The organism is Microbulbifer pacificus (genome assembly GCF_033723955.1).
Lineage (GTDB): Bacteria > Pseudomonadota > Gammaproteobacteria > Pseudomonadales > Cellvibrionaceae > Microbulbifer > Microbulbifer pacificus.
This window is the reverse complement of the sequence record NZ_CP137555.1, coordinates 2,415,184-2,426,952: the sequence shown is the minus strand read 5'-3', so window position 1 is coordinate 2,426,952 and position 11,769 is coordinate 2,415,184. Positions and strand designations below refer to the sequence as shown.

Annotated in this window: 9 protein-coding genes; 3 read left to right on the top strand and 6 right to left on the bottom strand. The window is 59.1% G+C overall.

Annotated elements, in window-relative coordinates:
- The first annotated feature begins 19 nt into the window (after positions 1-19).
- Positions 20-565 (top strand): DUF3833 domain-containing protein, encoded by a 546-nt coding sequence (locus tag R5R33_RS10485; protein WP_318952649.1) that lies wholly within the window; start codon positions 20-22, stop codon positions 563-565.
- Positions 566-587: 22 nt separating this feature from the next.
- Here the strand turns inward: R5R33_RS10485 and R5R33_RS10480 are convergent, their stop codons facing one another.
- From R5R33_RS10480 to glnA, 6 genes are all read right to left on the bottom strand, one after another.
- Positions 588-1,397 (bottom strand): bestrophin-like domain, encoded by an 810-nt coding sequence (locus tag R5R33_RS10480; protein WP_318952648.1) that lies wholly within the window; start codon positions 1,395-1,397, stop codon positions 588-590.
- Positions 1,398-1,490: 93 nt separating this feature from the next.
- Positions 1,491-1,832, bottom strand: a complete 342-nt coding sequence (locus R5R33_RS10475; RefSeq protein ID WP_318952647.1) for a zinc ribbon domain-containing protein YjdM — start codon at positions 1,830-1,832, stop codon at positions 1,491-1,493.
- 145 nt (positions 1,833-1,977) lie between these two features.
- Positions 1,978-3,390, bottom strand: a complete 1,413-nt coding sequence (gene glnG / locus R5R33_RS10470) for a nitrogen regulation protein NR(I) (RefSeq protein WP_318952646.1) — start codon at positions 3,388-3,390, stop codon at positions 1,978-1,980.
- 69 nt (positions 3,391-3,459) lie between these two features.
- The gene (gene glnL, locus R5R33_RS10465; protein ID WP_318952645.1) at positions 3,460-4,533 is read right to left on the bottom strand and encodes a nitrogen regulation protein NR(II); all 1,074 of its coding nucleotides are present in this window, start codon (positions 4,531-4,533) and stop codon (positions 3,460-3,462) included.
- Positions 4,534-4,871: 338 nt separating this feature from the next.
- Complete coding sequence (locus tag R5R33_RS10460; protein ID WP_318952644.1) at positions 4,872-5,558, bottom strand: DUF4124 domain-containing protein; 687 nt, start codon at positions 5,556-5,558, stop codon at positions 4,872-4,874.
- A gap of 156 nt (positions 5,559-5,714) precedes the next feature.
- Complete coding sequence (gene glnA / locus R5R33_RS10455; protein ID WP_318952643.1) at positions 5,715-7,118, bottom strand: glutamate--ammonia ligase; 1,404 nt, start codon at positions 7,116-7,118, stop codon at positions 5,715-5,717.
- A gap of 375 nt (positions 7,119-7,493) precedes the next feature.
- Between glnA and thiI the strand changes: the two genes are divergently transcribed.
- Positions 7,494-8,960, top strand: coding sequence for a tRNA uracil 4-sulfurtransferase ThiI (gene thiI, locus R5R33_RS10450; protein WP_318952642.1), 1,467 nt, complete (start codon positions 7,494-7,496; stop codon positions 8,958-8,960).
- A 141-nt stretch (positions 8,961-9,101) separates the two neighbouring features.
- On the top strand, positions 9,102-11,543 hold the full coding sequence (locus R5R33_RS10445) for an MltF family protein (RefSeq protein WP_318952641.1): 2,442 nt from the start codon (positions 9,102-9,104) through the stop codon (positions 11,541-11,543).
- Positions 11,544-11,769 lie beyond the last annotated feature (226 nt).

Genomic DNA, 11,769 nt, shown 5'->3' with positions numbered 1-11,769 from the left:
AACGCACACAGGTGTTCCCATGATACGAGTCGCTCTCTCCCTGTTATTGGCCATGACACTGCCACTATTGCAGGCCTGCAGTGGGCCGGCAGTTGAAGACTATGCCGGCAACACGCCGCTGTTCACACCCGAGCAATTTTTCAATGGTCCATTGCGCGCGCACGGTATCGTGAAAAACCGCGCGGGCAAGGTAACCCGGCGATTTACGGCGACACTAAATGGAACCTGGAGCAGTGGGCGCGGGTTGCTGGCAGAAAAATTCGAGTTTGATGACGGCGAAATTCAATACCGCAACTGGCAGCTGGAATTTCGACAAGCAAGCGGCAATGAGCGCCACTATATCGGGCGTGCGGAAGATGTAGTGGGTGAAGCGCACCTGGCGGTGAGCGGCAACAGCGCCTTCATCGGCTATGTCCTGCAAGTACCCTACGGTGGGCGCACGATCAATATCAGCGTCGACGATCGCATGTACTTGATTGACGACCATACCCTGATCGGAGAATCGGACCTGAGCAAATGGGGCTTTGACATCGGCGCCATCACGCTGACGATCGTGAAGCTGTGAGCACTTCCTTGTAGCGGCAACCTTATCGTGTGCCGTCGCCACTCTCTTTCATCTGCCTGGCCAGGCTCTTCATCGGCGCCTGGTCCACTACCAGCATCCCCTCGCCGGCGCGGTCGAGATCTGCAATCAGCAGGATCACCAGCGCAAATGCCATGGCCATTGCCAGTGCCACCAGTTTCGAGCCGCTGCCACTGACCCCCAGCTGAAAGCCAATGCCAAACACCGCCAGCGCGGTAATCGCATAGAGCGCCGCCCAGATGGGCGCCGGCACCTGGTATTCCATGCCCACCTGCAGGCGTGAGGTGTGCAGGTCGATGACCTGATTCAGCGGTTCGTAGAAGGCGCGCAGGCGAACGCTTTCGGTACCAGCGGCTATTTCCTTCTCCACCAGCTGCCACAGCTCGCGCTGGATTTGCTCACTGCGGCGGATGTCATGCAGAAAATCCTCCGCACTCATCGTGTGCGGGTCAAAACCGCGCAAGGTTGTGTAATCAAGCAACAGTTGGCGCGCGCGCGCGCGATTGTCCGCGCGCAGAAAATCCGTGCGCAGGTAGGTGGTGCCGATGGCATTGACCTCTTCCAGCAGCAGCGCCTTGCGGTGGCCGAAACGGTCGGCGGTCATATTGAAGGTGAGTGCCAGCATGAAAGCCAGTAGACCGAGAGTGGCGGCCACCGCACTGCCCATGGAGGGATCATCCCGGTGACCTTTGCGGCTTCTCCCGAGCCGGCGCCCCACCAGGTAACCGCAGGCGAGAGCTGCAAGCACCAGCAGGATGGAAGCGAAATACACCCCGGTCAGCGATAAATCAGAAAACGACCTCGTTATGGCCATGTATGTTCCAGAAAAACCCCGTGGTTATGGGCAAGTCTGGACCAGCGCAGAGCGATCTGCCGGCGAATTGTTCTCCGCCGGCAGCGCGGGGAATCAGGCTTTTTTGACGAATTCAGATTTCAGTTTCATCGGGCCGATACCGTCCACTTTGCAGTCGATATCGTGGTCCCCCTCGACCAGGCGAATATTCTTCACCTTGGTGCCCACTTTCACCACCAGTGACGAACCCTTGACCTTGAGGTCTTTGATCACGGTCACGGTGTCGCCGTCGGCCAGCAGATTGCCGTTGGCGTCTTTAATTACCAGGCCGTCATCGGCGTCCGACGCACCCTGCTGCGCCGACCACTCGTGCCCGCATTCCGGACACACAAACAGGTTGCGGTCTTCGTAGGTATAGGTCGACTGGCACTTGGGACAGTGGGGGAGGTCACTCATGAAAGACTCCGGGATCAATACTTGTGGGTAGCTATCTGGCATTAAAGCAGAGATGGATACGGCGCGGCCTCTGGCCGACAGCGCGCAAATGAAAACGGGCACCCGAGGGTGCCCGTGGCAATGATATCGCCGGAGGTGGCGGCTGTCAGTCCTCGCCGCCGCCCATGCCCAGTTCTTTCAGCTTGCGGGTGAGGGTGTTGCGCCCCCAGCCCAGCAGTTCGGCGGCGTCGCGTTTGCGACCGGCGGTGTGCTTGAGGGCGATTTCGATCAGCGCGCGCTCGAACGCCGGCACGGCCTGGCCGAGGATTTCCCGCTGGCCGGTGGCGAGCGCCTGATCGGCCCACAGGCGCAGGGCTTTCTGCCAGTCCTGCGGCACTTCGCTGCTGGCGCTCTGCTGGTGCAGCTCCGGCGGCAGGTCGTCGATGTGCACTTCGCGGCCAGAGGCCATCACGGTGATCCAGCGGCAGGTGTTTTCCAGCTGGCGCACGTTACCGGGCCAGCCGAGGCCGGAGAGGTATTCCTCGGTGTCCTTGAGCAGGATTTTCGGTTCCACCCCGAGATCCTTGGCGGCGATATTGAAGAAGTGTCGCACCAGGCGGGGAATGTCTTCGCGGCGATCGGCGAGACGCGGGATATGGATGCGGATAACGTTGAGACGGTGGAAAAGGTCTTCGCGGAATTTGTGCTGCTCGACGAGACGCTCGAGATTCTGGTGAGTGGCGGCGATGATACGCACATCCACTTTTACCGGGGTGTGGCCGCCCACCCGGTAGAACTCCCCGTCTGCAAGCACCCGGAGCAGACGGGTCTGAGTCTCCGCGGGCATATCCCCGATTTCATCCAGGAACAGCGTGCCGCCGTTGGCCTGCTCGAAGCGGCCGGCGCGCTGGGCGCTGGCGCCGGTGAAGGCACCTTTCTCGTGGCCGAACAGCTCGGACTCCATCAGGTCCCGGGGAATCGCCGCCATGTTCAATGCGATAAATGGCTGGCTCTTGCGCGGGCTGTGGTTGTGCAGCGCCGCCGCCACCAGTTCCTTACCGGTACCGGATTCGCCGTTGATCAGCACGGTGATATTGGAGTGGGACAGACGGCCGATCGCGCGGAACACCTCCTGCATCGCCGGCGCCTCGCCGATGATCTCCTTGTTGCCGGTGCCGTTTTCGATCACCACCGGCTCTTCCGGCTGCTGTTCATTGGCGTGGGCCAGCGCGCGGCGGGTCACCGCTACCGCCTCGTCCACGTCAAAGGGTTTCGGCAGATATTCGAAGGCACCGCCCTGGTAGGCCGCCACCGCGCTGTCGAGGTCCGAGTGCGCGGTCATGATGATGATCGGCAGCGACGGGCGTTCGGCCTGGAAGCGCTGCAGCAGTTTGAAGCCATCGGAACCGGGCATACGAATATCGCTGATCACCACATCCGGTGATTCGCTGTAAAAATCGTCCAGCGCGCGATCGCCATTTTCGTAACAGGTTGTGTCGATACCCGCCCGGGAAAGGGCGCGCTCCAGCACCCAGCGGATGGAGCGGTCGTCATCAATGATCCATACGCGATTGTTCATAATAATTTTCCGGCTCTGTGATTACTTTCTAATAATTTTCGTACTACTGGTTCTCGTCCCCGCCGGCCCCTAATCGTTGGCCAGCGGCAGATAAATCTGGAATTCGGTCAGTCCCGGGCGGCTCTCACATTTGATGAGCCCCCGGTGCTGGTTGATGATGTGCTGGGAAATGGAAAGCCCCAGCCCCGAGCCCTCGGCGCGCCCGGAAATCATCGGGTAAAAAATTCGCTCGCGGATGTCTTCCGGAATCCCCGGGCCGTTGTCGACCACGTCGATACGGCACACCAGCGCGCAGTGGCGACGGCCGATGGTGAACTGTCGCTGCACCCGGGTGCGAATGGTGAGCTCACCCTCCGCCAGCCCGATATTCTCGGCAATGGCCTGCATGGCGTTGCGGGCGATATTCAGCACCGCCTGGATCAGCTGTTCGCTGTCCGCCGGAATATCCGGAATCGAGGGATCGTAATCGCGCTTGATTTCCAGCGCGCCATCGCACTCCGCCTCGATCAGCTGCGCCACCCGCTCGGTGATCGAATGCACATTCACCGGCTGCAGCTTCACCGGCTTGCGCGGGCCGAGCATGCGGTCCACCAGATTGCGCAGGCGATCCGCCTCCTCGATGATGATCTGGGTGTACTCCCCGAGACCATCGTCACCCAGATCCTTCAACTCCCGTTGCAGCAACTGTGCCGCTCCGCGAATTCCGCCGAGGGGATTTTTCACCTCGTGGGCCATGCCCCGCACCAGGTTGCGGGTGGTCTCCTGGGCGGAGAGCAGCGCGTCCTCGCGGGCGATGCGCAGCAGGCGGTCCATGGACTGGACTTCCAGCAGCAGCAGGCCGAGATCCGTAAGCGGCGTCACCGAGTAGTCCACGGTGCACTCTTCCAGGTTGTGCAGAAACCACAGGGCGCGGCGCACGGTGTACTTCTCACCGGTGGCCAGCGCTGCGCGCAGCGCCTGTTCCGGGGAGCGGGATTCCCGCACTACCTCGTCCAGCGGCAGGCCGATGGCGCGGGCGCTGGAGGCTGCCACCAGGTCTTCTGCCGCCGAGTTGAGGTAACACAGCGACAGGTTTTCATCGAGCACCAAGACAGCCGACGTTAGGTTGTCCAGCAGCAGGCGTAACTGGCGATCGTTGAGCATTCGGTCTTCCGAGGTTGCGAGTTGCGATTTGGTTCACTTCTCCGGTTCGCCTAATGGCAGTGCAAAAAGCAAACCAAAATGGCGCATAAACCGGATTCACAGGAAACTTTCAGGGGCACCGAGAAAAGATACCGCCATATTGCGCACCATTATGGTGCGACGATCGAAAAATAGCCAGATATGCCGCTCACAATTGGGCACGCAGACAGAAGCGGCGCCAGGCGCGGCAGCATGGCGGCGAAATGACTGAGAAGAATGACTGAGATGGAGGAAGGGAAAGAGGAGGGGACGTAGTGCCGGACGCCGAAGATGGCGCCCGGCGAAACCGGCGGCGCGTATCAGCGTGGCTGGGGTTTCGGTGGATTGGCAACACCCGGTGCCTGGGGCATTTTGGGCATCTGCGGGGCCTGCTCCGCGGGGAAATCCGGGATCTGGCCGCCGGGACGCTTTACATGCACCTGGATCATCTGCGACTGCGCCAGTGGCCGACCGCTGGCATCCAGCAACACCGCCTGGATGGTGTGAGAACCGCGCTCCAGCGCGGAGATATCCAGGCTGGTGCCGGAAGAAGTGCCGGACCAGCGCTGACCGTCGATCACCGCGTAGAAGGCATAACCGTCGCGGGGCACCGGTTCCAGCGCCACCTGCAGCACGATAAAGCGCTGCCCCGGCGGGATGGTGGCATCGTTGGACGGGCTGACGATGGCGAAATTCACCGGCCCCAGGTCGCCGCGATCCTCGTCACTGCGGGGGGACAGCTTGCGCACCGGCAGGGGCACGGGCAGCGCAATCGGCTGCACGTTGGTGGGGCCTATCTTGACCTTCTCCGCCCTGGAACCCGCGGGTGCGGTATCACTGAACGTGACCCGACCGTCGGGACCGACGATCTTGTAGACACTGGTGCCACTGGAGGATTTGTCATCCTCCGCACCCGATTGCGCGCCCGAATCCTGCAGCGCCATCGCCGGCACCGCCAGCACCAATACCAGCGGGAGCAACCATTTTTTGATGGACCATTTGTTCATGGGCAATCCTGCCTCACTTTTTGTGTTCTGTTGCAATGCTAAGGCTAGCCATCTGCGTCGCAAAAAAAAAGCCCACACCGAAGTGCGGGCTTTCTCGTCATCTTTGCGCCGCCCTCATATCAAAAGCCGGGGCGGTGCCGCGATGATACCTGCGAATTAGCAGGAGTAGTACATTTCGAACTCGACCGGGTGAGTGGTCATGTTCACACGCTGTACTTCGTCACGCTTCAGGGCGATGAAGGCGTCGATGGCGTCGTCAGTGAATACGCCACCCTCGGTCAGGAAGGCGCGGTCCTGATCCAGTGCGTCCAGGGCCTGTTCCAGGCTGGAAGCAACGGTCGGGTACTCGGCCAGCTCTTCCGGCTCCAGGTCGTACAGATCTTTGTCCGCCGGGTCGCCGGGGTGGATCTTGTTCTTCACGCCGTCGAGACCAGCCATCAGCAGTGCAGCGAAGGCCAGGTAGGGGTTGGCGATCGGGTCCGGGAAGCGGGTTTCGATACGCTTGCCTTTCGGGCTCGGCACAAACGGAATGCGGATGGACGCAGAGCGGTTGCGCGCGGAGTAGGCCAGGATTACCGGTGCTTCGAAGCCAGGAACCAGACGCTTGTAGGAGTTGGTGCCCGGGTTACAGATGGCGTTCAGAGCGCGCGCGTGCTTGATGATACCGCCGATGTAGAACAGGGCAGTTTCAGACAGGCCAGCGTAGGCGTCACCGGCGAACTGGTTCACGCCGTCCTTGCTGAAGGACTGGTGTACGTGCATACCGGAACCGTTGTCACCTACCAGCGGCTTGGGCATGAAGGTGGCGGTTTTGCCGTAAGCGTGGGCCACGTTGTGCACCGCGTACTTCAGGATCTGAACTTCGTCAGCCTTTTTGGTCAGGGTGTTGGCGCCAACGCCGATTTCACACTGGCCAGCGGTACCCACTTCGTGGTGGTGTACTTCAATTTCCAGACCCATCTGCTCCATCGCGGCACACATGGCAGCGCGGATGTCGTGCAGGGAGTCGACGGGCGGAACCGGGAAGTAGCCGCCTTTAATGCCCGGACGGTGACCCATGTTGCCTTCGGCATAGCTGGCGCCAGAAGACCAGGCCGCTTCCTGGGAGTTGATCTTGTAGAAGGCGCCGCCCATTTCGGCACCCCAGGTGATGTCGTCAAATACGAAGAACTCGGGCTCCGGGCCCATCAGAACCTTGTCACCGTAACCGGTGGACTTCAGGTATTCCTCGGCGCGCATGGCGATGGAACGCGGGTCGCGCTCGTAGCCCTGACCGGTGATCGGGTCAACGATGTTACAGCGAATGATAACGGTCGGCTCGTCGGTGAACGGATCCAGGAATGCGGTATCGTCAACCGGCATCAGAACCATGTCGGATTCGTTAATGCCCTTCCAGCCAGCGATGGAGGAACCATCGAACATCTTGCCTACTTCGAAGAACTCGCCGTTCACTTCCTTAGAAGGAATGGAAACGTGTTGTTCCTTACCTTTGGTATCAGTGAAGCGCAGGTCTACCCATCTGGCTTCGCTCTCTTTGATCAGTTCGAGCGTCTTTGACATTGCAGTCCTCCAAGAATGAAAAAGTTATGTGTCGCGCCAATTCGCTTTATCTTGTGGCAACAGTAAAAGCAAGGAGTGTGCCAAATTGGGGCAAACTGACTGTGGGCGATGACTGGCGTGCTGAATACGGCGGCAGTGGCCCAATTTGGGACAAAACTGGCCGGGCAATTCCCAGGACAACCCCAAGATAGTCCCAACATTGGTGCTTTCAAACCGCAATATGCACCAATTAAGGGCTGAGAAGTCACGTTAAGCACCAATTTGGTGCCGCAAGCAAATTCCCAGTGGCGAGTTTATAATTCGCCACCTTTGCCGGGAAGCGGTGTACGCGTTCCCGGCTCACATTTCTGTCAATCGCGGTTCTGGCACATCCCTATGCACTTCGTCGTCAAGTTTTTCCCAGAGATCACCATCAAGAGCAACCCGGTACGCAAGCGCATGTCGCGACAGCTTGCGGACAACCTGCGCAAACTGCTGCGCGGGGTCGATGACCGCATCCAGGTGCGCAAGGACTGGGAAAAAATTGATGTGATCGCGCCGGACGCCGTAGCCCACCTCTCCGACCGCATTGAAGAGGTGCTGGCGCACACCCCCGGCATCGCCAACTTCGCGCGGGTACAGCAGTTCCCCCTGGGCGACATGGACGACATGTACCAGAAGACCCTGTCGGTGTGGGGCGACAAGCTCAGCGGCAAAACCTTCTGCGTGCGGGCCAAGCGTACCGGCAAGCACGACTTCCAGTCCCTCGAGGTGGAGCAGTACGTGGGCGGCGGCCTCAACATGAATACGGACGCCGCCGGGGTGAAACTGAAAAACCCCGATATCACCGTGAAACTGGAAATCCGCCACGACAAGCTGAATGTGATCGAGCAGCTGCACCAGGGCCTCGGCGGCTTCCCGCTCGGCACCCAGGACCCGGTGATCTCGCTGGTCTCTGGCGGCTTCGATTCCACCGTGGCGAGTTATTTGACCATCAAGCGCGGTATCCGCACCCACTACCTGTTCTTCAACCTGGGTGGGCGCCAGCACGAGCTGGGGGTAAAGGAAGTGGCGTTCTACCTGTGGGAAAAATACGGCGCCTCGCACCGGGTGAAATTCATCACCGTGCCATTTGACGAAGTCGTGGCCGAGATCCTCGAGCGCATCGACGACTCCTACATGGGCGTGACCCTGAAGCGCATGATGCTGCGCGCGGGCTCGGTGATCGCCAAGGAGCTGGATGTGGATGCCCTGGTTACCGGCGAGGCCATCGCCCAGGTGTCCAGCCAGACCCTGAAAAACCTGTCGGTGATCGACAGCGTCACCGACACCCTGGTGCTGCGCCCGCTGATCACCTCCGACAAGACCGACATTATCCGCACCGCGCGCGAGATCGGCACCGAGGAATTTGCCGCGAACATGCCCGAGTACTGCGGCGTGATCTCGGTGAAACCCACTACGCGCGCGAAGATGGAAAAAGTGCAACACGAGGAAACCCGCTTCGACTTCACCGTGCTCGACCGCGCCATCGGTAACCGCGTGATGCAGAACATCGACGAGGTGATGGAAGACCTCGGTGAAGACGCGCCGGCGGTAGAGGAATTCGCCGCGCCCGGCAATGCCATCGTCATCGACATCCGCCACCCCACCGAAGAGGAAGTGAACCCGCTGGAGCTCGACAACGCCAGCGTGGAGACGATCCCGTTTTACCGCCTGAGCACCGCGTTCAAAACCCTGGATAAGGACAAGCAGTACCTGCTGTACTGCGCCCGCGGTGTCATGAGCAAGCTGCACGCCTCGCACCTGCTGGATGAAGGCTACAAGAATGTAGGGGTCTATCGGCCGGAGAAACCGCAGCACTGAGTTGCTGTGCCCCCAAAGCGCGAGAACAGGCCCGGCTTTCATGCCGGGCTTTTTTTTGCGTCTCCGCCTGAAGCGGCTGCAAACCCGAACCTGTGACTAGACTTGAAGGTATACCTCGATTCGAACCGTTTGGGAGCGCATATGCCGCCAGGTCTGCGCCTGTTTACCTGCTTGACCCTACTCTGTGTCCAGCTGCTCGCTGGCGGCTGCGAGCGCGAGGCGGGCAAACCATCTTCACCGAATCAACATATCGAGCAGCTTTCACAGAGGGATGACACCGGAGCCTCGCAACAAGCCGAAACTACGGGCTCTGCGACCGACAACGCCAGCGCGAACGACGAGAGCGACGACCAACAACCCCAGCAAAAATACGCGGGTCGTCCGGCGGCGAGCGACGAGCTTCGCCCCGAAGCAGACTGGGCGCCGGACACCACCGGCGAGTATCCCATCGGCGCCTACAACAACTACATCGAGAAAGGTGACCTGGACGCGATCAGAAAGCGCGGCAAGCTGCGCATACTGGCCGATATCGCCAATACGGACTCACTGCACCGCGCCGCCACCCAGCAGGACATTGAAATCGAGCTGGCAAAACAGAAAGCGGAAATCCTCGGTCTCGAACCCGTAGTGCTCTATGCGGAGAACTTCGATCAGCTGATCCCGCTACTGATCGAAGGCAAGGGGGACATCATCGCCAACAACCTGGTTCCCACCCCGGAGCGCGCCGCGCTTATCGATTTTTCCAATCCCATGGGCAAGACCCACGACACATTGATTTCCCAAAAAGACACACCGGAAGTGGAAGTCGGCGACGCGCTCAAGGGCAAGACACTGACCGTCACCAAGGGCACGGTGTTTGAAACCCGCGGGCGAGAATTCGCCAAACAGCACCCCGGCATTGACCTGAAGGTTGTGGAGAAAAATTATGTCGAACTTGCCCTGGACGTGTCACTGGGGCATATCGATTTCACCATTATCGATGAGCAAATTTTCGCGCTCGTCAGCCAATTTCGCGACAACCTCAAGAAAAATGTCGTCTTCGAGCGCGAGGACCCACTGGCGATAGGGCTGCGCAAAAACTCCCCGCAACTGCAACAGGCCCTGAACGACGCCATCCGCAAGATCAAGCTCACCAATCCCTACATGCGCCACCTCGGCGACCTGGACAAAATCAAGGAGCGCGGTGTCCTGCGCGCGGTAACGCGCAACCACCCCGGCACTTACTTCATGTGGAAGGGCCGCATAATGGGTTACGAATATGAACTTATGAAAAAATTTGCCAAGTCACTTGATGTGCGCCTGGAAATTATCGTGGCACCGACGCACAAGGAAATCTTTAGCATGGTGCGCGACGGCAAGGCCGACATCGCGGCCAGCCTGATAACCGCGACCAAAGCCCGGGATCTGGCCGGTATGGACTTCGGCCCCGCCTACATGAAAGAAACCGTAGCCCTGGTCGGTCGCCCCGGTGACAAGATTGAAAAACTGGAAGACCTGAATGGCAGAACCATTCATCTGCTGCGCTCCAGCAGCCAATTCGAGCTGCTCATGGAGCTACTCGACAGTCATCCCGAGCTACGGGAATTGAAGATAGATATCCAGCTGGTTCCCGAGGAACTGACGATCCCGCAAATTCTCGATCGTGTAGCCGATGGAGAGTACGACCTGACCATCGCCGATGATGTCACGGTAAGACTGGAACATCACTGGCGCGACGACATCGTCAATCTGTTCGACCTCCATGTCGAAGACAACATCTATGCGTGGATGGTACGGGAGAGCAACCCGCAGCTTCTACAGGCGGTAAACCAATTCTTCAGCGACCCCGAGATCACCAAACTGCGCGACACCCTGTTTCACAAATATTTCGACGAGCCCAAACGAACCCGCAAAGAGATCAAGGCCCTGAGCCAGAAAGGGGAGATTTCGCCCTACGACAATCTCGTGAAGAAATATGCCAAACAGTATGACTTTGACTGGCGACTGATCGTGGCACAGATGTTTCAGGAGAGTACGTTCAACGCCAAGGCCAAGTCCTGGGTCGGCGCTCGCGGCCTGATGCAGGTGATGCCGGACACCGGCAAACAAATCGGGGAAAAAAACCTGTTCGACCCGGAAACCAGTGTGCGTGCAGGGATGAAATACCTGGAGTGGCTACACCGCAAATTCGAGGACAAGGACATCAGCCCGGAAAACATGATGTGGTTTACCCTCGCCTCCTACAACGCCGGGTTGGGGCATGTCTACGATGCCAAGGACCTGGCGGAAGAGAAGGGATGGGACCGGAAAGTCTGGTTCGGTAATGTGGAAAATGCGATGCTGCTGCTGTCGGAAAAAAAACACTACTCGAAAGCACGCTATGGATACGCGCGCGGCCGCGAGCCTTACGACTATGTGCGCAAGATTGTGCAGCGCTATCGTACCTATGCCGGGTTGCTGGAAGCCTACCAACGGCAACAAAACGTCAGCGCGCTTGACTGCATGATGGAGCCAGTCTGGCCCGAATGGTTGCGATCCTATTTCGAGGGCTGCGACACTTCGTCTTTCTCAACGCTGAGCCACCATCCCGGCGGCAGCTACTGAGTCCCCCCAGCGAAAACGCGCGCAACGAAATTGGTCAATCGTTCAAAAACTCCAGAAAGCAGGATGTTCACCTGTATTAAAAAACAAATTTCGACACTTTCGCTGTCGGGCGCCGCTTTGTAACAGTTTGTTACGCTTTTCAAATATGTCCGGAGGTCACTGGAGTGCCCGACGGGACTGTGTTACAAATTGGTACAATTCGCTCAAAATACAAACAGCAATAATT

Excerpts from the sequence above, each read along its gene's own strand:
- R5R33_RS10460 (WP_318952644.1), bottom strand. The coding sequence starts at position 5,558 with ATGAACAAATGGTCCATCAAAAAATGGTTGCTCCCGCTGGTATTGGTG.
- R5R33_RS10475 (WP_318952647.1), bottom strand. The coding sequence starts at position 1,832 with ATGAGTGACCTCCCCCACTGTCCCAAGTGCCAGTCGACCTATACCTAC.
- glnL (WP_318952645.1), bottom strand. The coding sequence starts at position 4,533 with ATGCTCAACGATCGCCAGTTACGCCTGCTGCTGGACAACCTAACGTCG.
- R5R33_RS10445 (WP_318952641.1), top strand. The coding sequence starts at position 9,102 with ATGCCGCCAGGTCTGCGCCTGTTTACCTGCTTGACCCTACTCTGTGTC.
- thiI (WP_318952642.1), top strand. The coding sequence starts at position 7,494 with ATGCACTTCGTCGTCAAGTTTTTCCCAGAGATCACCATCAAGAGCAAC.
- R5R33_RS10480 (WP_318952648.1), bottom strand. The coding sequence starts at position 1,397 with ATGGCCATAACGAGGTCGTTTTCTGATTTATCGCTGACCGGGGTGTAT.
- glnG (WP_318952646.1), bottom strand. The coding sequence starts at position 3,390 with ATGAACAATCGCGTATGGATCATTGATGACGACCGCTCCATCCGCTGG.
- glnA (WP_318952643.1), bottom strand. The coding sequence starts at position 7,118 with ATGTCAAAGACGCTCGAACTGATCAAAGAGAGCGAAGCCAGATGGGTA.
- R5R33_RS10485 (WP_318952649.1), top strand. The coding sequence starts at position 20 with ATGATACGAGTCGCTCTCTCCCTGTTATTGGCCATGACACTGCCACTA.